The sequence below is a fragment of the Acetobacter okinawensis genome, assembly GCF_002153655.1.
GTDB classification, from domain to species: domain Bacteria; phylum Pseudomonadota; class Alphaproteobacteria; order Acetobacterales; family Acetobacteraceae; genus Acetobacter; species Acetobacter okinawensis_A.
Genome location: NZ_JOPJ01000006.1, coordinates 257,025 through 280,794, shown reverse-complemented (window position 1 = coordinate 280,794; position 23,770 = coordinate 257,025). Strand labels below are relative to the sequence as shown.

The 23,770-nt window shown below is 59.6% G+C and carries 21 protein-coding genes; 15 read left to right on the top strand and 6 right to left on the bottom strand.

Going from position 1 to position 23,770, the window contains the following annotated elements:
- Positions 1-58 precede the first annotated feature (58 nt).
- From HK26_RS04050 to HK26_RS04015, 8 genes are all read left to right on the top strand, one after another.
- Positions 59-1,147, top strand: coding sequence for a lysophospholipid acyltransferase family protein (locus HK26_RS04050; protein ID WP_086638567.1), 1,089 nt, complete (start codon positions 59-61; stop codon positions 1,145-1,147).
- A gap of 173 nt (positions 1,148-1,320) precedes the next feature.
- Positions 1,321-2,736 (top strand): tRNA (N6-isopentenyl adenosine(37)-C2)-methylthiotransferase MiaB, encoded by a 1,416-nt coding sequence (gene miaB / locus HK26_RS04045; protein WP_086638566.1) that lies wholly within the window; start codon positions 1,321-1,323, stop codon positions 2,734-2,736.
- Positions 2,733-3,830, top strand: coding sequence for a PhoH family protein (locus tag HK26_RS04040; protein WP_086638565.1), 1,098 nt, complete (start codon positions 2,733-2,735; stop codon positions 3,828-3,830). The genes miaB and HK26_RS04040 overlap by 4 nt, the downstream gene beginning before the upstream one ends.
- The gene (ybeY, locus tag HK26_RS04035) at positions 3,814-4,356 is read left to right on the top strand and encodes an rRNA maturation RNase YbeY (protein ID WP_086638564.1); all 543 of its coding nucleotides are present in this window, start codon (positions 3,814-3,816) and stop codon (positions 4,354-4,356) included. Before HK26_RS04040 ends, ybeY begins: the two co-directional genes overlap by 17 nt.
- A complete protein-coding gene (locus HK26_RS04030; protein WP_086638563.1) occupies positions 4,353-5,273 on the top strand; it encodes a hemolysin family protein in 921 nt (306 codons plus the stop codon). Before ybeY ends, HK26_RS04030 begins: the two co-directional genes overlap by 4 nt.
- A gap of 97 nt (positions 5,274-5,370) precedes the next feature.
- A complete protein-coding gene (locus HK26_RS04025; protein WP_086638562.1) occupies positions 5,371-5,991 on the top strand; it encodes a DsbA family protein in 621 nt (206 codons plus the stop codon).
- Positions 5,992-6,038: 47 nt separating this feature from the next.
- Positions 6,039-10,586, top strand: a complete 4,548-nt coding sequence (locus HK26_RS04020) for a coiled-coil domain-containing protein (RefSeq protein WP_086638561.1) — start codon at positions 6,039-6,041, stop codon at positions 10,584-10,586.
- Between the two features lie 52 nt (positions 10,587-10,638).
- Positions 10,639-11,349: a hypothetical protein gene (locus HK26_RS04015; RefSeq protein WP_257640845.1), complete on the top strand. Its 711-nt coding sequence runs from the start codon at positions 10,639-10,641 to the stop codon at positions 11,347-11,349.
- Between the two features lie 79 nt (positions 11,350-11,428).
- Here HK26_RS04015 and HK26_RS04010 read toward each other — a convergent pair whose 3' ends face one another.
- Both HK26_RS04010 and HK26_RS04005 read right to left on the bottom strand, forming a co-directional pair.
- Positions 11,429-12,946 carry a succinate CoA transferase gene (locus HK26_RS04010; protein ID WP_086638559.1) on the bottom strand — a complete coding sequence of 506 codons (1,518 nt, stop codon included), beginning with the start codon at positions 12,944-12,946 and terminating at the stop codon, positions 11,429-11,431.
- Between the two features lie 23 nt (positions 12,947-12,969).
- Positions 12,970-13,161 carry a hypothetical protein gene (locus HK26_RS04005; RefSeq protein WP_086638558.1) on the bottom strand — a complete coding sequence of 64 codons (192 nt, stop codon included), beginning with the start codon at positions 13,159-13,161 and terminating at the stop codon, positions 12,970-12,972.
- A gap of 94 nt (positions 13,162-13,255) precedes the next feature.
- Between HK26_RS04005 and HK26_RS04000 the strand changes: the two genes are divergently transcribed.
- From HK26_RS04000 to gltA, 4 genes are all read left to right on the top strand, one after another.
- A complete protein-coding gene (locus tag HK26_RS04000) occupies positions 13,256-13,999 on the top strand; it encodes a metallophosphoesterase (RefSeq protein WP_086638732.1) in 744 nt (247 codons plus the stop codon).
- A gap of 63 nt (positions 14,000-14,062) precedes the next feature.
- A complete protein-coding gene (locus HK26_RS03995; protein WP_086638557.1) occupies positions 14,063-14,392 on the top strand; it encodes a chorismate mutase in 330 nt (109 codons plus the stop codon).
- Between the two features lie 14 nt (positions 14,393-14,406).
- The gene (locus HK26_RS03990; RefSeq protein ID WP_086638556.1) at positions 14,407-14,952 is read left to right on the top strand and encodes a SixA phosphatase family protein; all 546 of its coding nucleotides are present in this window, start codon (positions 14,407-14,409) and stop codon (positions 14,950-14,952) included.
- Positions 14,953-15,102: 150 nt separating this feature from the next.
- Positions 15,103-16,413, top strand: coding sequence for a citrate synthase (gene gltA, locus HK26_RS03985; RefSeq protein ID WP_086638555.1), 1,311 nt, complete (start codon positions 15,103-15,105; stop codon positions 16,411-16,413).
- A 194-nt stretch (positions 16,414-16,607) separates the two neighbouring features.
- On the opposite strand, the gene HK26_RS03980 is transcribed toward gltA, so the two are convergent.
- The gene (locus HK26_RS03980) at positions 16,608-16,847 is read right to left on the bottom strand and encodes a hypothetical protein (protein WP_086638554.1); all 240 of its coding nucleotides are present in this window, start codon (positions 16,845-16,847) and stop codon (positions 16,608-16,610) included.
- A 270-nt stretch (positions 16,848-17,117) separates the two neighbouring features.
- Here HK26_RS03980 and HK26_RS03975 point away from each other — a divergent pair, with 270 nt between their 5' ends.
- Positions 17,118-17,870 carry an orotate phosphoribosyltransferase gene (locus tag HK26_RS03975; RefSeq protein ID WP_025824985.1) on the top strand — a complete coding sequence of 251 codons (753 nt, stop codon included), beginning with the start codon at positions 17,118-17,120 and terminating at the stop codon, positions 17,868-17,870.
- A gap of 5 nt (positions 17,871-17,875) precedes the next feature.
- Positions 17,876-18,739 (top strand): glutamate racemase, encoded by an 864-nt coding sequence (locus HK26_RS03970; RefSeq protein WP_086638553.1) that lies wholly within the window; start codon positions 17,876-17,878, stop codon positions 18,737-18,739.
- 42 nt (positions 18,740-18,781) lie between these two features.
- Here HK26_RS03970 and HK26_RS03965 read toward each other — a convergent pair whose 3' ends face one another.
- Positions 18,782-19,852 (bottom strand): polyprenyl synthetase family protein, encoded by a 1,071-nt coding sequence (locus tag HK26_RS03965; RefSeq protein ID WP_086638552.1) that lies wholly within the window; start codon positions 19,850-19,852, stop codon positions 18,782-18,784.
- A gap of 98 nt (positions 19,853-19,950) precedes the next feature.
- On the opposite strand from HK26_RS03965, the gene HK26_RS03960 reads away from it, so the two are divergent.
- Complete coding sequence (locus HK26_RS03960; RefSeq protein ID WP_257640844.1) at positions 19,951-20,709, top strand: tRNA1(Val) (adenine(37)-N6)-methyltransferase; 759 nt, start codon at positions 19,951-19,953, stop codon at positions 20,707-20,709.
- Between the two features lie 17 nt (positions 20,710-20,726).
- Here the strand turns inward: HK26_RS03960 and HK26_RS03955 are convergent, their stop codons facing one another.
- On the bottom strand, positions 20,727-21,746 hold the full coding sequence (locus HK26_RS03955) for a ribonucleotide-diphosphate reductase subunit beta (RefSeq protein ID WP_025824977.1): 1,020 nt from the start codon (positions 21,744-21,746) through the stop codon (positions 20,727-20,729).
- Positions 21,747-21,825: 79 nt separating this feature from the next.
- A complete protein-coding gene (locus tag HK26_RS03950) occupies positions 21,826-23,763 on the bottom strand; it encodes a ribonucleoside-diphosphate reductase subunit alpha (protein ID WP_086638551.1) in 1,938 nt (645 codons plus the stop codon).
- Positions 23,764-23,770 lie beyond the last annotated feature (7 nt).

Genomic DNA, 23,770 nt, shown 5'->3' with positions numbered 1-23,770 from the left:
TTCCACATTACTGCCCGTTCCTTGGCCTGCCCGGCCAGCCCCTGGCAGAAGCAGGACCATGCGCACCAAGCCTGACCAACCTACGCAGCCCCTGCCCACGGGCACGTCTGCCTCCGCCCCGATCTCCCCCCTCCCTCAGTGGGTCGCTGTGCTGTTCCGCCGTGTGGGGGAAGCCCGCTCGGCCATACGTCTGGTCGGTCTGCTGGTGTGGGTCCCCCTGTCCGTCGGGTTTGAGGCCTGCCTGCTGCCTGTGCCCGGCACGGCCAAAATCCGCTGGACCCGCGTTATCTGGGGCATGCTGTGCCGCATTATTGGCCTGCGCATTACGGTTCACGGCAAACGGGCTGGCACGGTCGGCGGGCTGCAGGCCCGCAAGCGGGGTGAGCGGCCGGTCATTTATATTTCCAACCACATGTCATGGGTGGATGTGCCTGTGCTGGGCACGCTGCTGCCTTCTGTTTTTGTGGCCAAGGGAGATATTGAAAAATGGCCGGTCATGGGGCTGGTCTCCCATATTGGCCGGACCATTTTTGTCAGCCGTCAGCGCAGCACCACCGGTCGTGAACGTGATCTGATGATCCAGCGCATGGTGGAGGGGGACAACCTGATTCTCTTCCCCGAAGGAACATCGTCCGACGGCTCGCGTGTTCTGCCTTTTATGTCGGCTTTTTTTGCCATAGCCAAACTGCCCAAGCTCAAGGACGGCATGGACCAGAGCCTGCTGCCCGTAACCTACAAACCCGGCATGGCACCGCTTATCCAGCCTGTATCCCTTGTCTATGACACGCTGGAGGGCTTGCCGGTAACCCGCTTCCGCCGTCCGGTTTTCTCATGGTACGGGGACATGGATCTGGGGCCGCATGTGTGGCAGTTGCTGCAACACAAACGCTCGCACGTAACCGTGGTGCTGCACGAACCACTGGACCCGGACCTGTTCCCCAGTCGCAAGGCGCTGGCACAGGCGGCGTGGAAGGCCGTGGCCGATGGCTGCGCCGACCTGCGCCAGAACCGGGAGCCGCGCGTCCAACCCGGCCGGTTCAACCCGGCCACCCTGCCCGCCAATTTTTTGCCAGCACATATCAAGAAAACAAAACTGCTGCTTGACAGAGCCACCTCATTTTTTGCTTCATTCAAAAAGAGGACATAAGCAGCGAAAACGCACTCATGCGGGTTCGGCAACTGTTCAAGGCAGGAGACCACTCTGTCAGGCACGGCATGGCCCCTATTATGCACAATTGCACCCTGCTCACCTGCAAGCCGTGAGAAAAGAGGCTTGACCTGCGCCGCCACACGCCTGATGTCCTCTTTCCGCCGTATGGAATGGGCCTGCGGCAGAGCGGAGTGGCAGCCATGACCCGAACCCCCGACCACACAGCACCATCACGCGCCCTGCATGTCATTACATGGGGCTGCCAGATGAACGTGTATGACAGTGCACGCATGGGGGATGTGCTGCGCCCACTTGGCTACCAGCCGGTGGACACGCCCGATACGGCGGATATGATTATCCTTAACACCTGCCACATCCGTGACCGGGCGGCGGAAAAGGTTTTTTCCGAACTTGGGCGGCTGCGGCTTATCAAGGAAGCCCGCAAGGCGGAAGGGCAGCAGACCATTATTGCCGTGGCAGGCTGCGTGGCACAGGCCGAAGGGCAGGAAATTCTGGCCCGCGCCCCGTATGTGGATATTGTGCTTGGCCCGCAGACCTACCACCGCCTGCCAGAAATGGTTGCCCGTGCGGCCCGCGCAGGCCGCGCCGTGATTGAGACCGATTTTCCCGCCGAGCAGAAGTTCGACTTTCTGCCCGAGGCCGAAGCCCCGCAAACACCGGGCAATTACACCGCGTTCCTGACCATTCAGGAAGGGTGCGACAAGTTCTGCTCCTTTTGCGTGGTGCCCTACACCCGTGGGGCGGAAAGCAGCCGCACCGTGCAGTCCGTTCTGGCCGAAGCACGCCGCATGGCCGATAGCGGCGTGCGCGAGATCAGCCTTCTGGGCCAGAATGTAAACGCCTATCACGGCGAAGGCCCCGATGGCACGGTATGGGACCTGACACGCCTTGCCTATGCGCTGGCCGACATTCCCGGCCTGACACGCATCCGCTACACCACCTCCCACCCAAGGGACATGAACGACGCGCTGATCGCAGCACACCGCGACCTGCCCGCACTCATGCCCTTCCTCCACCTGCCCGTGCAGTCCGGCTCGGACCGTATTCTGCGCGCCATGAACCGTGGCCACACGGCAGATGAATACCGCGACCTTGTGCGCCGCCTGCGCGCGGCAAGGCCGGACCTTGCCCTGTCCTCCGACTTTATCATCGGTCACCCCGGTGAAACGGAAGAGGATTTTGAGGCCACCATGCAGCTTGTGCGCGATGTGGGCTTTGCTCTGGCCTACTCGTTCAAATATTCCCCACGTCCGGGCACTCCTGCGGCAGGCGCTCCCCTGCAGGTGCCAGAGGACGTCAAGGATGCCCGCCTGCAAGCCCTGCAAAAGCTCCTGCGCGAGCAGCAGGATGCGTTCAACGCATCCATGGTTGGCAAGACCGTGCCTGTCCTGTTTACTGGCAAAGGGCGCAAGCCCGGACAGATTACGGGGCGCTCACCCTGGCTCCAGCCGGTCCATGTGATCGGGCCTGACCACCTGATCGGTCAGACCGTGCCAGTCCATATTACAGAACGCCTGACCAACTCGCTGGGCGGTCTTTTGGAAGAGGAGAATGTATACGCTTGAACACCACGCGCACGTCCCCCCCTCCTTCCGCTGCGGTTGCGGAGCTGGTCCAGCCCGTAACCCTGCAATTTGAAAACAACACGCTTCTTGCCCGGCTGGTCGGTGACCATGACAGGCACCTGCGCTGCCTGGAAGAAGGACTGGAGGTCGACGTTGCACGGCGCGGCAACCGCATTTCCATCCGTGGTCTGCCCGATGCCACATCCCTTGCCCGCACAACACTCAGCCTGCTGTACCAGAAACTTGCAGCAGGTGAGACCATAGACATCAGCGCAGTAGAGGCGGCCATACGCATGTCCAGAGTACATGAAAGCAGACCCACCCTCCCCCTGTCTGTTGCTCCGGCAACCCCCATTGCCAACCCTGATCTGGCATTGCCCGTTATCCGGCTCCGTCAGGGCAATATAGAACCACGCTCCCCCGGACAGGCCACCTACATGCGCGCCCTTGCCAGCAAGGAGCTGGTATTTGGCATTGGCCCGGCAGGTACGGGCAAGACCTATCTTGCGGTGGCGCAGGCCGTCTCTTTGCTGCTGGCAGGCTCCATTGACCGGATCATCCTCTCCCGCCCGGCGGTGGAAGCGGGGGAACGGCTCGGCTTTCTGCCCGGAGACATGAAAGACAAGATCGACCCCTACCTGCGCCCACTCTACGACGCCCTGCATGACATGCTCCCCGGCGATCAGGTCATGCGCCGCATGAGCGCTGGCGAGATCGAGGTTGCCCCACTTGCCTTTATGCGCGGGCGCACGCTCTCTCACGCATTTGTTATTCTGGACGAAGCCCAGAACACCACCATCGCGCAGATGAAAATGTTCCTGACCCGTCTGGGGCCGGGTTCACGCATGGTTGTTACCGGCGACCTGACCCAGATCGACCTGCCGCATGACACACCATCGGGCTTGCAGGACGCGGTGGATACGCTTGAAAACGTTAAGGGAATTACCATTTCCCGTTTTGAGGCGGCAGATGTTGTGCGACACAAGCTGGTCGCGCGCATTATTGAAGCTTATGATGCCAAAACGACGACGGCTGATAAAAAAGGGCACTCCCGCCACAAGGGTCGTCAGGAGAACAATGGAACCGCGAAGTAGCCTTGGCCCCGTCTTGACCAAAGAGGTGGCCGACCCTGTGGATACAGACCCGTATCCGGAAGGTTTTCATGACGCGCTGACACACGGCGTCCCGGAAATACTGATCCGGGACGCACGCTGGCGCTCCCACGTCCCTACCCCCGAGCAGACCATTCGCCGTGCTCTGGCGGCCTGTGCGGACTACGGGCTGACACCCGGCAGCGTTGTTCTGGCGACCGACCGCGAGGTGCGCACGCTCAATGGCAGGCACCGGGGCAAACACAAACCCACCAATGTGCTGACCTTTGAACCCCCACCGGGCTATGATGGGGGCGATATTATTCTGGCACTTGAGACTGTGGTGCGTGAGGCACGCAAGGCTGGCCGCCCGGTGCGCCACCATCTGGCGCATCTGGTCGTGCATGGCAGCCTGCATCTGGCAGGCTATGACCACCATCACCCCGGCGAAGCGCGGGAAATGGAAATGCTGGAATCCCGCCTTCTGGCGCGCATGCACGTGCCTAACCCGTGGAAGACCCGGTCATGAGTGAACACGAGACCTCAGCCGAACGGGCGGACCCTTCCGGGCGTGGCCTGTTTTCTTTTTTTCAGCGCAAAAAACCTACGGGGGGGCTGCGCAGCTCCATTGCTGCCCTAGTGCAGCAGGCCGCAGAAGCGGGGGATGAAACCGCACCAGACGGCGAAAAACCCGAACTGGATCGTCAGGAACGGGCACTCATCGCCAACATCCTGCGCCTGCGCAACATTTCAGCCGATGATGTTATGGTGCCAAGGGCCGACATTGTGGCCATGCCGGTTTCCATCAGTCTGGACGAAGCCCTTGCCATGATGCGGCGCGAGAACCACTCGCGCATGCCCGTGTACCGCGACCAGCTTGATGACATTGTGGGCATGATCCACGTTAAAGACCTGATCGCCTATGTTGGCACCAGCGAGGCGTTTAATCTGGAGCCCCTGCTCCGCCAGCCCCTGTTCATTGCCCCGCAGATTCCCGTGCTGGACCTTTTGTTGCAGATGCGCCAGCGCCATATGCATCTGGCACTGGTCATAGACGAATACGGCGGAATTGACGGTCTGGTCACCATTGAAGACCTGATCGAAACCATTGTCGGCGATATTTCCGACGAGCATGACGAACCAGAGGCCGTGCTGATTACCCCACGCCCCGATGGCTCGTTTGATGTGGATGCCCGCTGCCCGGTGGAAGAGTTCGAGCAAAAAATTGGCCCGATTCTGACCGATAGCGAAAAAGAGGCCGAAATCGAGACCATTGGCGGCCTTGTCTTCCGTATGGCAGGGCACGTCCCCACGCGCGGCGAGGTGCTGACACATGAGAACGGCTACCTGTTCCGTGTGCTGGATGCCGATGCACGGCACATCCGCCGTGTGCGGGTCCGCAAGCTGGTGAGCGAAGGGGAAAACACACCCAGCCCATCGGCCTGAAGGGCTGGGCATTCAACAACAGGTTGACGGCAGTTCTTTCTGCCGCCATCCCTGTTTTCCAGAATTATGGTCCATTGATCGGGAAGGCTTGGTTTTCATGTCCTTTACACGTCGCTCTTTTCTTGTCGCCACGGGTGCAGCACTCAGCGCCGGTGCACTCCAGCACGCAGCTTTTGCAGCCGATGCCCCCAATACGCTCTTTACCCCCCGCGTTCTGGGCAACCCGAATGCCAAGGTTGTGGTGGAGGAATGGTTCTCCCTGACCTGCATCCACTGCGCCCACTTTGCGGAAGAGACCTTCCCTCAGGTCAAAAAAAACCTGATTGATACGGGCAAAATCCGTTACGTCTTCCACGACTTCCCCACCGACCAGCTTGCAACCCTTGCCGCCATGGTAGCCCGCACCCTGCCCGAAGACCGGTACGAGCCATTCTGCTCGGCAGTGCTGTCCAGCCTGGACCGCTGGGCCTATAATAACGAGGCGGACCACAAGGCCGAACTCCAGAAAATGGCAGCTTTTGCTGGCATGCCCGCCGCAACGTTTGAAAAAGCCATAGCGGACCAGAAGCTGCTCCAGTTCATCATGACCGAGCAGAGCGAAGCGCAGGACAAATACAACATAGAGTCCACGCCCACCTTCCGCTTCAACAACAAGGAGCAGGTGTCCAGCGCCCTCTCCTACGACGATTTTGTCAAATATCTGACCAAGGCCAGCTGACTGTTTTTTAACAGTCAGCCCTCCCGACCAGAAAAACGCAGATCTGTATGACGGTTCGTTTTGTTCGCCTCCGCATTGTGGGGTTCAAAAGCTTTGCCGACCCCATAACCGTGGAGCTACTCCCCGGACTGACCGGCGTTGTAGGCCCCAACGGCTGCGGCAAATCCAACGTGGTGGAAGCACTACGCTGGGTTATGGGCGAATCCTCCGCCCGCTCCCTGCGTGGGGGGGAAATGGATGACCTTATTTTTGCAGGCACAGCCGGGCGGCCAGCCCGCTCACTGGCCGAGGTCACTGTAACACTGGAAGGCACAAAGGGTTTTGGCCCTGCGGCCTTTGCAGATCTGGATGAACTCCAGATTACCCGCAGAGCCGAGCGCGGGTCAGGGAGCGATTACCGCATTAATGGCCGCCCCGTGCGTGCGCGCGATGTGCAGACCCTTTTTGCCGATCTGGCATCGGGGGCGCGCTCCTCCGCCATGGTCAGTCAGGGCCGGGTGGCCATGCTGGTGGGTGCCAGACCCGAAGAGCGCCGCAGCATTCTGGAAGAAGCGGCAGGCATTACCGGCCTGCACGCCCGCAGGCATGAAGCCGAGATCAAACTCCGCGCAACCGAAGGCAACTTAACCCGCGCCGAAGACCGCCGCGTGCAACTGACCGAGCGGCTGAACGGCCTTGCCGAACAATCGCGCGAGGCCACACGCTACCGCGAAATTTCCGCAGCGCTGAGAGAGGCGGAAACCGAATTGCTCGCGGTCCTGCATGCACGCGCCAGACTGGCCGTAGAGCGTGCAGCCACCACCGCAGCACAGGCGCGCAAAAGCCTGAGCGAACACGAAGAAACTGCAGAAACCGCCGTACTGGCTGAATTTGAAGCCACCAAGGCCCTGCCCGCCCTGCGCGAAAAAGCCGATTTGGCCCGTACAGCGCTCGAACGGTGCCGCGTTCTGGCCGAAGGAGTCGTGCGGGAGGAAGAGCGCGCAGCAGCGCAGGCTCAGGCCGCAGCCGAACTGCTCCAGCAGCACGAGAGCGATGCTCAGGCCGCCCAGACCCGCCTGCAGGACGTACTGGCCACACTGGAGCGCCTGAAGGCAGACATGGCCGAAGTTCTGGCCGCCCGGAACTCCCTGCCTTCCCGCACAGCCGAGGCCGAACAGCAGCTACGCGACCTGAGTACCCGGCAGGCGAAGACCGAACAGGCACTAGCCGGGCTGACAGCCGAGTTAAACGCAGCCCATGCAGGCAAAGAGCGGGCAGAAGAAGGGCTTGACAGCGCCCGCAGTCGACATGAGCGGGTGTCTCAGGCGCTCAGTGCCATTCAGGCCGAACTGGCGGAACTGGAGGGGCAACTTCCTTCCGAACAGGCGTTGAGCACGGCGCAGCACTCCGCCGAGCAGGCAGTCCTTGCCCAGCAGGCGGCAAAAACTGCGCAGGAGGAGGCTGAACGCCTTTACGGACAATGCGCAATTGACCTGCCCATTGCCCAGAACAATGCACAGGCCGCGCAGACGGCACAGGACGCGCAGCAAAAAAATCTACAGCAGGCCCGCCAACGCATGCAGTCCCTGCAAGCCGAGCTGAACGTGGCCGAAAAACGCCATGCGGAGGCACTGGCCGCACGCGTCAGCCCAGAGCTGTTGACGACCTTGCAGACACAGAGCGAGCACGCAACGGCTGCATTGGAACAGGCCAGCCACACGCAGGAAAAAGCTGAGGCAGAACGCCGCGCAGCCAGCACGGAGTTTACTGAATCCAGCCGGAACGCGCAGGAGGCCGAAGCACACCAGCGCAGCGTGGCCGAGGCCCTGCGTACAGCCCGCACAACGCAACAGCGCGCCCAGCTTGAGGCAGAGGCCCTGACGCGCGAGTTGGACAAGGTCCGGGCCGAGGCTATTGCCGACACCGTTGTGGCAGAGGCCAAGCAGGCCCGCATTGAACATGAAAATGCACTGGCCCAGACGGGTACCGCACTGGAGCAGGCCGAACAGACGCTGAGCGACCACAAAGCCCGGCAAAACAGCGCGCGTGAGGCGCACAGCACGCTCCAGACCGAATTGACCCGCCTACAGGCACAGGCCGAAGGGCTGGATCAGGCACTGGGGCAGGACAGTGATGCGGCGGAAAACCCGGTTTCTGCCCAGATCACGGTGCCCGAGGCATATGAGAGCGCATTGGCCGCCGCGCTGGCCGAAGGGCTGGATGCCCCGGCAGACCCCGCCGCCACACAGGGCTGGAGACTCCTCCCCTCCACGCCCCTGCCGCCCCTACCCGGTGGTGCACAGCCGCTTAAAGCCCACATAACAGCCCCACCGGAGCTTGACCGGGTGCTGCTGTCCACCGGACTACTGCCTGATGGTGCAGACGCTCGCGCACTCCAGCAGGCTTTGGTGCCGGGGCAATGCCTTGTCTCGGTCGCGGGGGACCTGTGGCGATGGGATGGTTTTTACGCCCATGCGGGCAGAACCAGCACAGCCGCCCGCAGGCTGGCCCAACGCCGCGTCCTGCGCGAAACACAGTTACGTATTACGGCCCTGCAGGCCGACCTGCCCGCAGCACAGGAGCATGTGAGCACCTGCACCACAGCCGTGCAGACCAATGAATCCCTGCTGGCGGAACTCCGGACCACACGGCACACGCAGGAACAGGCCCTGCAAAAAGCTCGCGCGCAGGAGACCGAGGCAGAGCGCCGCCATGCCTCGTACCGCGCCCGGCTGGACGCCATACTGCCCCAGCATGAGCGTGCACAATCCGCCCTGACCGAATCGCAGGCGACACTGGCTAGTGCCCTAAGCACGTATGAGAGCCTGCCATCCCTACAGGACATCCAGTCAGCACTCGCTCTCACACGGGACAAAAACACCGCGGCACAGGCTGCCGAGCAGCAGGCGCATGCGGCTTTCAAGCAGGCGCAGGCCGCAGCACAGACCGCGCACGACAAGCTCGCCCAGACCCGGCAGCAGCATGCCTCCGCCACAACCCGGCTGGACACACTAACCCCGGAGCTTGAACGCCTGCGGCATAATCTGGCGACCGAGGCCACCTCTGTCTCCGAGCTTGAAGGCAAGCTGGCTTCGGCCCAGTCCGTGCAGCAGACACAAGATGCCCTGCGCGAGGCCCAGAGCAGACTGAATGCAGCCAATGCGGCCCTACAGGACGCAACCCGGATTACCACAGCCGCAGATGAGCAGGTCAGCCTGACCGCACAGGCGTACCGAACCTTGCAGGAGCAGGCTCTGACCCTGCGCAGCCGTCTGGCGGGCCTGACCCCACGGCAGGCAGAACTGCACACAGACCATGCGGATGCCGAACAGCACCTCCATGCCGCCCGTGCCGCTCTGGAAGCCGCACTGGCTGCCATTCCCGCAGATGCACAGACCCGGTTGGAAAACCTGCACACCCAGCGGGCTGACCTGCTGGCAGAGCTGGATAAAGCGCGCGAACTACGGGCTGCTCTTCAGGCCGAATCTGGCACGTTGGTCGAGCGGCTCAGCACACTGGAAACCGCACAGGCCGAATGGAGCGCGCGTGAATCCGTAGCCCAAGCGGACAACGCCAACGCCCTCCAACGGTTGGAGAGCGCACGCGCCAACCATAACCGGGTTTCAGCCCTCCCCACTGCGGCCCAACAGCAAAAAACCAGCACACTGGCCGCGCTGGAAGAGGCTGAAGAACACTTTACCCAGACTGACCGCCTGCGCGCCGAAGCCGAAGCGGCCCTGAACAATGCGCATGAGCAACGCCGCAAGACCGAGGGAGAACTGGCCACTGCGCGTGAGAACCTGCTCAAGGCCGAAGGCAAAAGCGAGCAGGCGCAGGCCATTCTGGACCAGCTTCTGGCCGACTCACCCGCCCCGCCCAGACAGCCCACCACGGACCTGACGGAAGGGGCCGAGACCTCCCTACGCCGCAAGATTGCCCGCCTGAGCCGCGAGCGTGATGACATGGGGCCGGTCAACCTGCGTGCCGAGCTGGAGGCGGAGGAAGCCTCCACCCAGGCCCAGACCCTTGGGGCCGAAATGACCGACCTGGAAGAGGCCATAAACCGGCTGCGCGGCTCCATTGGCGCGCTCAACAAGGAAGGCCGGGAGCGGCTAATGGCCGTGTTCACACAGGTTGACCAGCATTTTCAGTCCCTTTTCACCCGCATGTTTGGCGGGGGGCGTGCGCATCTGGGCCTTGTCGGCAGTGATGATCCGCTGGAAGCGGGGCTGGAAATCTATGCCCAGCCGCCGGGTAAAAAACTGGCCACACTCTCCCTCCTCTCCGGAGGTGAACAAGCTTTAACCGCCCTTTCCTTGATTTTTGCCGTTTTCCGCTGTAACCCTGCTCCGATATGCGTATTGGACGAAGTGGACGCCCCACTGGATGACGCCAACGTAGGCCGCTTTAGCGCCCTGCTGGCCGACATGGTGGCAGAAGCCGGTACGCGTTTTCTGGTTGTGACACACCACCAGCTCACTATGGCCCATATGGACCAGCTTTTTGGTGTAACCATGCAGGAGCGCGGAGTAAGCCGCGTTCTTTCTGTTGATCTGGCTAAAGCGGCTTCCATGGTCGGCCAGAAGGACAAGGAACCCACTCATGTCATATCCTGAAAAGGGAGCTGACATATCTGTCTGCTGTGGTGCCACAACCTCGCACAGATGTTTGAAAAAAATTGCCTTTGCTGCGACCCTGTGTGCTGCATCCATTGCAGTACTGGCCATTCACCACACCAAGACCAGTGGCATTATGGCGCGCATTCACCATGGGCTTATTGTGTGCGCCAGCAATAGTGGCACGCAAAATGTTGCACAGGCTGCCACCGTATCTTCCATTGGGCAGCCGGGTATGGTGCGCCTTGGCCTGACAAGTGGCGCAAACGGGCAGGTTGCCGTGGAGCCGGGCAGCAGCACTCTGGCCAGTGTGCTCGATACGGCCCGCCACTCCAACACACTGCTCATGCTCGACCTGCATGACGCCAACCCGCTGGAAGTCGCTTTTGAAGTCACCAAGGCCCATATGCGTGACCGGGTCATTTTTGTTCCTGCGGATTACAAAAGCACGGCTGCCGTTCTTCAGGCCGATTCCAAGGTTATGGTCGCCATCCCCATCAATTCCGAGCGGGATGCCTATAATGCGCACCGCATAGCGGGGCATCACCCTTACGCGGCTTATCTTTCCCCCTCCGCAGCACCAAGCCTGTTTTCAATGGTGCACCGGGATGCGCAGGCTATTATTACCGATACTCCCTCCGCCAAAGTCTCTACGGCTGACTTTCTGGCAAACCGGCCTGTCGATATTGTCATCACGCACCAGCCCTACCAGCTGACTACGTCGCTGACGCTGCCGTCCTCCGCGCTGACCCACTCCGAATAACGGGCAATATCGCCCCATAAAAAAGCCCCCACCCTGCTTGCAAGGATGGGGGCCTGAAGCACGATCCTGCCTGCCGCGATTACGCGGGGAGCATGGACCCTGTTTCAATAAACCGCTGGTGCCAGGACAGGGCTTCGGTCAGCAGATGCGGTGTGTGCTTGCCAAAAGAATCCCTGCGTGCGCGGTCCAGATAATCCTGCAACATCGGGCGGTAGTCCGGGTGTGCGCATTTGTCGATAATGGCCTGAGCCCGCTTGACGGGTGACAGGCCACGCAGATCCGCCAGCCCCTGCTCGGTCACAAAAATCTGGGTATCTTGCATAATGTGGTCCACATGGGCCGCCATAGGTACAATAGCCGAGATTTTGCCACCCTTGGCTGTGGACGGCGACAAGAAGATGGACAGGTAGGCGTTACGGGCAAAATCACCCGACCCGCCAATACCGTTCATCATTTTGGACCCCATGACGCGGGTGGAGTTGACGTTGCCGTAAATATCCGCCTCGATCATACCGTTCATGGCAATACAGCCCAGCTGGCGGATTACACCGGTGCTGTTACTGATGTCCTGCTGGCGCAGGATGATCTTGGAACGGAAAAAATCCATCCGGTTGTTAATCTCTTCCGCCGCTTCCGGGCTGAGAGAGAACGAGGTTGCCGAGGCAATACGCATACGGCCGGAATCCAGCATGGCCAGCATGCCATCCTGAATGACCTCGCTAAAGCCCACCAGATTTTCAAACGGTCCTTCGTTCAGGCCGTCCAGCACCGCATTGGCAACATTGCCAACGCCAGACTGCAAGGGCAGCAGCGAAGGGGGGAGCCGGTTCTGTTTGACTTCATGCTCAAAAAAATCAAGCAGATAGCCCGCAATCGCCTTGGCTGTACCATCGGGGGCAGCAAAGGGGGCATTACGGTCGCTGTCATTGGTGCGCACGATGGCCTGAATTTTAGCCGGGTCCACCTTAAGGAAGGTGCGGCCAATCCGCTGGTCAGCGCGGGAGAGCGGAATCACATCGCGCGGGGCATTGCCGTAGCTGTTGCCGTCCCACACATCGTGCGTGCCTTCCAGCCCCGGGTGCTGCCATTCATTTACCTCGATAATGACCTTGTCGGCCAGGTCGAGGAAAGCCTGCGAGTTGCCAACGGAGGACGTGGGTACAATGCCCCCTTCCTCGGTAATGGCCGTGGCTTCCACCACTGCCACGTCAAACTTGCCGTAGTTGCCCTGATGGGCACGCAGGGCAACCTGACCGAGGTGGTTGTCAAAATAATCCGTCTCGCCGGAGTTGATGCGGTTGCGCATGGCGGCATCGGTATTGAACGGAGACCGGAAGTAAACACCGTCAACCCTGCCCAGCTCGCCATCAAGCTGCGGGCCGGTTGATGCGCCCGTAATCAGGCTGATGCGGTGCTCTTCCCCACGGTTGTGGGCGGCTTCCATCTGTTGGGCCAGTGCCGTAGGCACCGCCTTGGGGTAGCCTGCGCCTGTAAAACCGCTGGTGCCGACTACGTCACCATTTCGGATCAGCTTTGCCGCGGCCTCTGCCGGGCAAACCTTGCTACGCAGCGCGACGTTGCGAATGCGCTCTGTCATGAGAGGCCTTCCTGTTTTTCTTCTCAAACTGTTCCGAACACACGAAAAAGGGCCATTCCCCACGGCGTTGCTGCACCAGACACCACGCAGTTCCAGCGCGCCACCATGCTGTGGACCATACCCTCTTCCGCATTTTTCAGGCTTGTTTCCGCCCCTGAAAGCTCTTGCACCCTATGCTCAAACAGAACCCTCTGGCGCGTCACATACTTGTGCATGCGTATGCCCCTTCCAAAAAAAACTTGCCAGAACCGTTCCTGTTTTCGCTCGAAAAGCCTACATGAAGGTAAGAAAAGAACAGGTATGGATGGCATGTTCACGGATACCCTGCATGACGAAAACGTGAAGAACGCAATGCGAAAAGGACTCCGCATTGTGGGCGATGTGCATGGGGATATAGAAGCCTTCCGCCATGCCATAGCCACGGACCGTTTTATCATCCAGCTGGGAGATCTGGTGGATTACGGGCCAGACAGTGCTGGCGTTCTGCGCCTGATGTTGCAGGTCAAGCGCGAAGGGCGCGGCCTGTTCCTGATTGGCAACCACGACCGCAAGCTTGGCCGGGCGCTCATGGGCAAAAAACTCCGCTCATCCCCCCATCTGGACGACACGCTGGCCCAGCTCATGGCCCCGGACAATGCGGATGTGCTGCGCGATGTACTGCCAGCACTTGAGCAGGCCCCGGCATGGCTGGTCATGGGCAGGACCATTTTTGTGCACGGCGCGTTTGAGCCACATATGCTGAACGAGCCGCCCCCACCCCCGCTGGCGCGCGTAACCTACCTGCTCTCCCGCGCATTGTTTGGCGAGACCACAAACCGTATGCAGGCCGATGGCTACCCCGAGCGCACGCTCAACTGGGTCAACCATATTCCCAACGGCTATACTGTTTACTGCGGGCATGACCAGCGCTCGACCAATGGCTGCCCACTGACCATTCCGGGCCGGGCCGGTGGGCGGGCTATCTTTGTGGATACGGGGGCTGGCAAAGGCGGACATCTGGCATGGGTGGACCTGCCTTTTCCACCTGTGGAAGAAACAGCTTATGTCTGTTAACGTTTGGACGTGACCCGTTTATAACGCCTCCATAATGTTTTTCCCCAGCAGCCAGAGACCCAGATCACCGTGACAAACCAGCCGTGCCCCCCGGAAGCCCTGCAGGACCTCCGCCGCAGCATAGACAATATTGATGCAGCCCTTGTTGCCATGCTGGCCGAGCGCTTCCGCTGCACCAAAGCTGTTGGTGCGCTTAAAGCGCTCCACAAACTCCCCCCCGCTGACCCGGCGCGGGAGACACAGCAGATCGCACGCCTGCGCCAACTGGCCGAAGACGCGCATCTGGACCCCGACTTTGCGGAGAAGTTTCTCAACTTCATCATCCACGAAGTCATTCGCCACCATGAGGCCATAGCCCTTGAGTCGGCGTCCCCTGCCTCCTCCACACCATAACCTCATGTGATCTTATGTGCGCTGTTCCTACGCCCCGCCGCCTTATTCTCCTCCGTCATGCCGAGGCCGCACAACCGGATCTGGGCAATTTTTCTCCCGAATCCGACATGGCCCGCCCTCTGACACAGGATGGAGAGCAGGCCGCCATGCGCTGCGGCATCTGGCTGCGGGACAATAACCTGCTCCCCGATACGGTCCTGTGCAGCCCGGCCATACGCACCCGGCAGACACTCGCGGGTATACAGAGTGCCCAACACGCCAGCACGCAGGCCCATGTGCATATATGCCCCGAAATATACGAGGCCACACCGAGCGCACTGGCTCTGGCGTTACAGCAGTTGCCAGAACAGGCGCGCACCGTTCTGCTCATCGGGCATAACCCCGGCATTTCCGAGTTTGCCCGTGGGCTCGACAGCCAGAACGAAACCCTTGATCAGGGATTCGCACCCGGCTCGCTCGCCGTGTTCAAAATGCATGGCAGCGACGTAACTCCCGACCAGAGCTCATGGGCCAACGGCTGCGACATGGACCTGATTTTGCACACATTCACGCGACCCTGAGATAAAAAACCCCGGTTTTCTGCCGACTTGAGCGCGTGATAACGCGCGGTTTATCGGGATGAACCTTTTTGTTTGCTCTCGAATGGGAGACAACACTCAAACAGCAGGCCGCAGCCGCGACCGTGACCCCATTATGCAAAAGGAAACACCATGAGCGTGTCGCAGAACGAGGGTAAGCAGTCCACCGCTACCATTTCGATCGGTGGCAAAACCGCCGAGATGCCCGTACTTTCTGGCAAACTTGGGCCGGATGTCATCGATATTCGTAAACTGCCCGCAGAGTTGGGAGTGTTCACGTTTGACCCCGGTTACGGCGAGACGGCCTCGTGCAACAGCAAGATCACGTTTATTGACGGCGATAAAGGTGTTCTGCTGCACCGTGGCTACCCCATTGCCCAACTGGCGGAAAACGCATCCTACGAAGAGGTGATCTACCTCCTGCTCAATGGTGAACTGCCCAACAAAGCGCAGTACGATACGTTTTCTTCCACGCTGACCAACCACACCCTGCTCCATGAGCAGATCCGTAACTTCTTCAACGGTTTCCGGCGTGATGCGCATCCAATGGCAATTCTGTGTGGCACGGTTGGCGCTCTTTCGGCTTTTTACCCCGACGCCAGCGACATTGCCATTCCCGAAAACCGCGAACTCGCGGCCATGCGCCTGATTGCCAAAATTCCGACCATTGCGGCATGGGCGTACAAATATACGCAGGGCGATGCCTTTATTTACCCGCGCAATGACCTGAATTACGCGGAAAACTTTTTGTCCATGATGTTCGCGCGCATGTCCGAACCCTACAAGGTCAACCCTGTTCTGGCCCGCGCCATGAACCGGATCCTGATCCTGCATGCCGATCATGAGCAGAATGCCTCCACCTCCACCGTGCGTCTGGCGGGCTCCACCGGGGCCAATCCCTTTGCCTGCATTGCCGCCGGGATTGCCGCCCTATGGGGGCCTGCCCATGGTGGTGCTAACGAAGCCGTGCTGAAAATGCTGGCCCATATTGGCAAAAAGGAAAATATTCCCAGCTTTATCGCTCAGGTCAAAGACAAGAACAGTGGCGTCAAGCTCATGGGCTTTGGCCACCGCGTGTACAAGAACTTTGACCCGCGCGCCAAAATCATGCAGCAAACCTGCCATGAAGTGCTCAAGGAACTGGGCATCAAGGATGATCCGCTGCTTGATCTGGCAGTTGAGCTGGAAAACATTGCCCTGAGCGATGATTACTTTGTGCAGCGCAAGCTCTACCCGAATGTGGATTTCTATTCCGGCATTATCCTCAAGGCCATGGGCATTCCCACCAGCATGTTCACCGTGCTGTTTGCCGTGGCCCGGACGACCGGCTGGGTCAGCCAGTGGAAAGAAATGATTGAGGAACCGGGCCAGCGCATCAGCCGGCCACGCCAGTTGTATCTGGGTGCGACGGAGCGGGATTTTGTGGCTTTTGACAAACGCTGAACATCAGACCACCCGGTAGTCTGTAAAAGTCTGGCCCGTAGCAATACGGGCCAGACTTTTTTTATGGGGTTAGCAAACCCAGCAGCTTTCCATCCGTTGTAGAGCATAAAAAAAAGCGGATGCTCATGCTCGGCATGGGCATCCGCCACAGTCATTTAACCTGCCACACCAGCTACGTGGCCGGGTTCGGCTTTTCAGGCGCAGTTGCAGCCTGCCGTGGGGCCATCGGCCTTGCGTACCATGTGGTGGTCAATCCATTCGGAGACCAGCATACGTGCTTCACTCAACGACGATTCGGGGTGGTGGATGCGGTAAAGGGTGGTGCAGGCATTAAACGCCGTAACGTCTTCCGTCCCCACTTCGCGCAGTTCCGTGTAAGCCGTGATGACGGCCCGCTCGCATTTCCGTGCGATCCGACTTGCTTCTATAGCCACGACATTGACCTTTAACTGATAACCAATCTCAACTTGCGCGATTAGACGCCACATCTTTAACTGACGCAAGGATTAAGTTGTAATTTACTTTACACATAAAATCACAACCCGCTGATACATGCTGGCTTTCCATAGTTCTGGCTCATTGCGCCTTTTCCCGCCCTGTATCGGGCAGCAAATCACATATACCCGGCGATGAGGCATGGATTTTCGGCACGGCTAGGGGTATGCCAATGCGACTTCAACCACCCTAACCTCAAGGAATCTGCCATGATGTCGCCAGCAGGCATTGCCTCTCCCACTGGAGAGACCAGCGAATGGGATCGTGATGCCGCCCTCACCACCGCACGCCTGCTGCTTGAAATCAAGGCAGTCAACTTTCGCCCCGAAGAGCCTTACACCCTGACATCGGGTTGGAAGTCCCCTGTTTATATTGACTGCCGCCGGATTATCTTCTTCCCCCGCGCCCGCGCCAAAATTGTGGAACTGGGTGTGGAAAAAATCGGTCGCCACGTAGGCTACGAAAGCCTTGAGGCCATTGTCGGCGGCGAAACAGCCGGTATTCCATTTGCGGCATGGATGGCAGACCGCATGCTGCTGCCTATGGCCTATGTGCGCAAAAAACCCAAAGGTTTTGGCCGCAACGCCCAGATTGAAGGCGATGTGCCCGAAAACATGCGGACCCTGCTGGTAGAAGACCTGACTACCGATGGCGCCTCCAAGGTGCAGTTCGCCAATGCCCTGCGCAATGCAGGCGCCATTGTGAACCATGCCTTTGTGGTGTTCTACTACGGCGTTTTCCCCGGGGCCCAGCAGACCCTGACGGACATGAACGTGGCCCTGCACTCCCTGTGCACATGGTGGGATGTGCTGGAAGCCTGCTCAAGCCGCCCTTACTTCTCTGAAGAAGCTGCGTCCGAAGTCCGGCGTTTTCTGGAAGACCCCTGTGGCTGGTCCGCCCGCCGTGGTGGTGTTGGCAGCCTTGAAGAAGCGGCTGAGTTCAAGGCCCGCAAGGACAAATAACAACCGTGCACACGTCTGGCCCCGCCTTGTCTGCTCCCTACCGTGTTCTGGCGTTTGATTCAGGCATTGGTGGACTGGGCATTGTGCGGGCCATACGGGCACTCTCCCCCCATATCCGGGTGGATTATCTGGCCGACACGGCTGTTTTTCCTTACGGCGAACAAGATGATGCGCTCCTTACCGAGCGCATTATCTCCCTTATCTGCCTTGCTGTTGCCCGTCTGCGGCCTCAGGCTGTGATTATTGCGTGCAATACGGCCAGCACGCTGGCGCTGGATGCCCTGCGCGCAGCATGTCCCACTGTTCCGTTTATTGGCTGCGTCCCCCCCATTCGCTGGGCGGCACGCCAGACAAAAACCGGTGTTATTGGCCTGCTGGCCACGCGGGCGACTATCCGCCGCCCGTATCTGTCCCGCCTGCATGCGCTTTACGCGCCACAATGCACCCTGATCGCCCACGCGGCCCCCCATCTGGCAAGCTACGCGGAGCAGGTTTTTCGGGGACAGAGTGTTTCTGAGCACGCCATTTACAAAGATATTGAGGGGCTGTTCCAGCACCCCGATTCCGCACGGCTGGATGCAATAGGGCTGGGGTGCACCCATTACACCTTTGTACTGGACCTGCTCCGCAAGCTGGCACCACCGGGCATTAGCTGGCTGGACCCGGCGGGCGCTGTAGCCCGCCAGACATGCACGGTCCTGCAAACCCTGCCGCCAATAGCAGCCGACAGCGCACGCCGCCCCGAGCAGGCATTTTTTACCGCTCGCCCGCAGGATGCACAGGCACTGGCGGCACAACTCCCCGCCTACGGTTTTAATGACATCTGTTTATGGGATGATCAGACTGCCACCCCGTCCTGCCCGGCCTGAACACCGGAACATTCGGGGAGCTGTCAAACAGGCCGCCGCAACCTAGCTGGCGCGGCTTGCGGAGTAGCTGGCCGTCTCAAGCAGAATGGCCTTGAGATCATTATCAGGAAAATCCTGCAAAGCCTGACGGGCCAGAGTTGCGTAGTCTTCCGCCTTGCTCAGGGTAATGCCAATGGCATTGGTCTGGGCAATACGGAGCAATGCAGCGTCCAGATCTTCTGGCTGCTGTTCGCATTCCTCGATCACACGCCGCCAGAAAACCCGGTCCTCCTCGCTCCCGGCCTCATAGGCCGCCAGAACCGGCAGAGTGACCTTGCCTTCCTTGAAATCGTCCCCCACTTCCTTACCCAGCACAGCCTGATCGGCTGAGTAATCAAGCGCGTCATCCACAAGCTGGAAGGCCATGCCCAGATTGGCGCCATAAACGCGCAGGGCCTCGCGCGCCTGCGGCGTGACATCACCAAGAACGGCACCGGATTCGCAGGCTGCGGCAAACAACGCCGCAGTTTTGCCGTAAATAACCTGAAGATACTGGTCAACAGATGTGGAAAGGTCATTCTGTGTGGTCATCTGCATGACCTCACCCTCTGCCAGCGTTGCGGACGCAGCGGAGAGAATCGCCATGACATCCAGCGAGGCATCGGCTGTCAGAATCTGGAATGCACGGGCGAACAGGAAGTCCCCCACCAGAACAGACGCCTTGTTGCCAAAAATGGCGTTTGCACTGGCAAGGCCACGCCGCAACTGGCTGTCGTCCACAACATCATCATGCAGCAGCGTGGCCGTATGAATGAACTCAACACAGGCGGCAATTTCCACATGCCGCATGCGCCCGTCCTGATTGTTGTAGCCACACAGACGTGCGGAGGCGAGCGTTAGCAGCGGCCGCAGACGCTTGCCGCCAGCGGCCACAAGGTGGGCCGCCAACTGCGGAATAAGTGCAACAGAACTTTGCATACGGTCCACAATGACCTGATTGCAGGCCTGCATGTCCGTAGCAAGATAATCAGCCAGCGCTCTAAGGCCAGCTTCCCCTGGTTTACTCACAGAAACTCCAGATCCATCCTGGCTCGCGGTGCTGTCCTTTTCCGACAGACTGACTGCAACACCCAAATGCTATTCCCCCGGCCATGGGATGAGTTGACGTTCTCTTATATGCGAGGCACCTGAAAAACGGTCAAGCACCAACACATTCAAGCCAGCCAGATACAATGATGCAACAAGCACCATCAAGCCACCTTCCTGCTACCTCGCACGGCACGCTTTTGCGTGGACGTATCGCCTATAGCCAGTTCCAGCAAGGCTACAGGACCGGGCTTGAGCCTATTCTTATGGCCGCTGCCGTACCTGCCCGCCATGGCCAGCATGTGCTTGAGGTCGGCTGCGGCGCAGGTGCAGGGCTGTTATGCCTGATGCACCGCGTACCAGACCTGCATGGCACCGGCATAGAAAAAGACTCTGAAACAGCCGAACTGGCCCGCACCAACCTGCTGGCCAACAAAAAAGAGCAGGTCAGCATTCTTGGTGCATCTTTCCCCGAAGGGGTGCCAGAGCACCTGCGCTTTGACCACTGCATGACCAACCCACCGTGGCACGCCACCACGGGCACTGCCTCGCCCGAGCCCCGGCGCGACCTTGCCCGTAGAATGGGCATGCACACCCTGCCTTTATGGGTTAAGGGGGCTGCGTCCATCCTGCGCCACAAAGGCAGCCTGACACTCGCCCTCCCCACCGCACTGACAGACAGAGCTGTTGCTGAGTTAAGCGCCAATGGTTTTGGTGGGATAACACTCTACCCCTTCTGGCCCAAAACAGACCGCGAGGCGCGTATCCTGCTTGTGCAGGCACGTCTGGGCGTTAAAAGCCCGGCCCGTGTCCTGGCCGGGCTCACCCTGCATGAGGCGGACGGAGCCTTTACGCCGCAGGCACGCGACGTGCTGGAAAACGGCACGGCCCTGCCCGGCCTGTAAGGAAGCCCAGCCCCGCTTTACGCGAAGACCGAGCTTTCAAACGCTTCTTCCCACGTTCCCATGGTGGAGGCGCGGCTGTATTCGGTCGAGCGGTTTTCAAAGAAGTTGGCGTGCTCAACCGCATTCAGCATGTCGTCCAGCCACGGCAGCGGGTTTGTGGTTGTGTTGTAAACCGGGTCCAGCCCAAGCTGGGTCAGGCGGCGGTCGGCAATAAAGTGGATGTAGGTTTTGACCTGAGCCGCATCCAGCCCTTCCACCGGCCCCATTTCAAACGCGAGGTCAATAAAGGCCTCCTCGTGCTCAACAATGGTTTTGCAGATATCTGTCAGTTCCTGCTGCAGCTTTGCTGTCCAGATATGGGGGTTTTCCTGAATAAACACTCGGAACAGACGGATGATGGACAGGCAGTGTAGGGTCTCATCACGCACCGACCACGACACAATCTGCCCCATGCCCTTGAGCTTGTTAAAACGCGGGAAATTGAGCAGGATCGCAAACGAGGCAAAAAGCTGTAGCCCTTCCGTAAACGCGCCAAAAGCTGCCAGAGTCTTTGCGATCTCATGCTTGCTGTCCACGTTGAAGGACTGCATGTAATCGTATTTATCCTTCATTTCCTTGTACTTAAGGAAAGCGGAATACTCTTCCTCCGGCATGCCCAGCGTATCCAGCAGATGGCTGTACGCGGCAATATGGATGGTCTCGATATTGGAGAAGGCAGAGAGCATCATCAGCACTTCAGTGGGTTTGAACACCCGGCTGTAGTGCTTCATGTAGCAGTTGTTCACCTCCACATCCGACTGGGTGAAGAAGCGGAAAATCTGGGTTACAAGGTGGCGTTCGCTCTCGTTGAGCACGCGGTGCCAGTCCTTGACGTCATCCGCCAGAGGCACTTCCTCGGGGAGCCAGTGCACACGCTGCTGCGTCAGCCATGCATCATAAGCCCACGGGTACCGAAACGGCTTGTACACCGGGTTGGCTGTAAGCAGGTCAAAACGCTGCTCCTGCTGCTCCTGCTGTCCGGCTTTGTGCTCGCTCATTGTGCCTCCATCGGGCGGGTGCCCCCAGCGGAGGCGCCGCACACCTTCTAAAAAAAAACAGATACCGACCGGCCAGCCCTTACTGGCAGGCCAGGCACTCGTCATAATTATTGCCAGCAGCGGCATGTTCGGCTGCCGCCTGCTCGGCAACACCTGCCCCCAGAACTTCGGACTTGCTGAGCACGTTGCTCACCGTATCCGCCCGCTGGATGGACAGGCTGCGGCAGTAATAGAGGGACTTCAGCCCCTTCTTCCATGCCTGATAGTGGATCTGGTGCAGGTCGCGCTTATGCACATCTGCGGGCAGGAACAGGTTGACCGACTGCGCCTGACAGATGAAGGGCTGCCGGTCGGCGGCATGTTCCACCACCCAGCGCTGGTCCAGCTCAAACGCCGTTTTGTACACATCTTTTTCCTGCTGGGTCAGGAAATCCAGATGCTGCACGCTCCCCTTGCTGGTGGTGATGGAGGACCATACCTCCGGCGTGTCCTGCCCTTTTTCTTCCAGCAGCTTCTGCAGGTGGCGGTTGCGCACCGTAAATGAGCCGGAAAGGGTTTTCTGCAAGAACACATTGGCCGCAATCGGCTCGATCCCCGGGCTGGCATTGCCTGCAATAATGGAGATGGAAGCCGTGGGGGCAATGGCCATCTTGTTGGAAAAGCGTTCCTTGACGCCATATTCCTCAGCATCGGGGCAGGCACCGCGCAGATCGGCCAGATGGCGGGAGGCCGCATCTGCCTGCTCACGGATGTGCTTGAAAATCTTGCGGTTCCAGACCTTGGCAATCACGCTCTCGAACGGGACGTTCTTGGCCTGAAGGAAGGAGTGGAAGCCCATAACCCCCAGCCCCACGGAGCGCTCGCGCATGGCCGCGTATTTGGCCCGCTCCATATCCTCGGGTGCGCGGTCGATAAAGTCCTGCAACACATTATCGAGGAAGAGCATGACATCCTCAATGAACTGAGGATTATCCGACCACTCGTCCCATGTCTCAAGGTTGAGGGAGGACAGGCAGCACACCGCCGTACGCGCCTTGCCGTGATGGTCTATGCCCGTGGGCAGCGTAATTTCGGAGCACAGATTGGAGGTTTTGACCTCCAGCCCGGCCAGCTTGTGGTGCTCGGGGCGCGCGTTGTTTACGTGGTCGGAGTAAACAATATAAGGCTCGCCCTGCTCCATACGCGCGGTCAGGATACGAATCCACAGCCCGCGCGCCGAAATCTTGCGGATAACCGAGTTGTCTTTGGGGGAGAGTAGCGCCCATTCCGAATCTGTTTCCACCGCGCGCATGAACGCGTCGGACACCAGAATACCGTGGTGCAGATTAAGCGCCTTACGGTTGGGGTCCCCCCCGGTTGGGCGCCGGATTTCTATGAACTCTTCAATCTCGGGGTGCCAGACCGGCAGATAGACTGCCGCCGACCCACGGCGCAGCGAACCCTGAGAGATGGCCAGAGTCAGGCTGTCCATCACGCGGATAAAGGGAATAACCCCCGATGTTTTGCCATTACGGCCCACATTCTCGCCAATGGAACGCAGGTTGCCCCAGTACGAGCCAATACCCCCGCCCTTGCTGGCCAGCCACACATTCTCGTTCCACAGATCGACAATGCCCTTGAGGCTGTCATTCGCTTCGTTGAGAAAGCACGAAATGGGCAGGCCGCGCGTTGTACCACCGTTGGAGAGCACAGGCGTTGCAGGCATGAACCAGTGGCGGCTGATGTAGTCATAAATCCGCTGGGCATGAGCTGCATCGGCCCCGTAATAAGACGCGACACGCCCGAACAGGTCCTGATAACTCTCATCAGGCAGCAGGTAGCGGTTATCCAGCGTGGCCTTGCCAAAGAGGGTCAGCAGCGCATCGCGCGAGCGATCCACACGCACCTGATGGTGGCCGGGCAGCTGCACCATATCCGGCATCTGCTCCGCGCCAAACAGGTCCGGCTCCTCCACCGAGCCTGATGCTCCTGAATGGGAACGACGAACGTCATTCTCATGCACGTCGATCAGACTCATGGCTCTT

Excerpts from the sequence above, each read along its gene's own strand:
- HK26_RS04025 (WP_086638562.1), top strand. The coding sequence starts at position 5,371 with ATGTCCTTTACACGTCGCTCTTTTCTTGTCGCCACGGGTGCAGCACTC.
- miaB (WP_086638566.1), top strand. The coding sequence starts at position 1,321 with ATGGGCCTGCGGCAGAGCGGAGTGGCAGCCATGACCCGAACCCCCGAC.
- HK26_RS03990 (WP_086638556.1), top strand. The coding sequence starts at position 14,407 with ATGTGCGCTGTTCCTACGCCCCGCCGCCTTATTCTCCTCCGTCATGCC.
- HK26_RS04010 (WP_086638559.1), bottom strand. The coding sequence starts at position 12,946 with ATGACAGAGCGCATTCGCAACGTCGCGCTGCGTAGCAAGGTTTGCCCG.
- HK26_RS04030 (WP_086638563.1), top strand. The coding sequence starts at position 4,353 with ATGAGTGAACACGAGACCTCAGCCGAACGGGCGGACCCTTCCGGGCGT.
- HK26_RS04000 (WP_086638732.1), top strand. The coding sequence starts at position 13,256 with ATGTTCACGGATACCCTGCATGACGAAAACGTGAAGAACGCAATGCGA.
- gltA (WP_086638555.1), top strand. The coding sequence starts at position 15,103 with ATGAGCGTGTCGCAGAACGAGGGTAAGCAGTCCACCGCTACCATTTCG.
- HK26_RS03950 (WP_086638551.1), bottom strand. The coding sequence starts at position 23,763 with ATGAGTCTGATCGACGTGCATGAGAATGACGTTCGTCGTTCCCATTCA.
- HK26_RS03955 (WP_025824977.1), bottom strand. The coding sequence starts at position 21,746 with ATGAGCGAGCACAAAGCCGGACAGCAGGAGCAGCAGGAGCAGCGTTTT.
- ybeY (WP_086638564.1), top strand. The coding sequence starts at position 3,814 with ATGGAACCGCGAAGTAGCCTTGGCCCCGTCTTGACCAAAGAGGTGGCC.
- HK26_RS04050 (WP_086638567.1), top strand. The coding sequence starts at position 59 with ATGCGCACCAAGCCTGACCAACCTACGCAGCCCCTGCCCACGGGCACG.
- HK26_RS04005 (WP_086638558.1), bottom strand. The coding sequence starts at position 13,161 with ATGCACAAGTATGTGACGCGCCAGAGGGTTCTGTTTGAGCATAGGGTG.
- HK26_RS04020 (WP_086638561.1), top strand. The coding sequence starts at position 6,039 with ATGACGGTTCGTTTTGTTCGCCTCCGCATTGTGGGGTTCAAAAGCTTT.
- HK26_RS03975 (WP_025824985.1), top strand. The coding sequence starts at position 17,118 with ATGATGTCGCCAGCAGGCATTGCCTCTCCCACTGGAGAGACCAGCGAA.
- HK26_RS03960 (WP_257640844.1), top strand. The coding sequence starts at position 19,951 with ATGATGCAACAAGCACCATCAAGCCACCTTCCTGCTACCTCGCACGGC.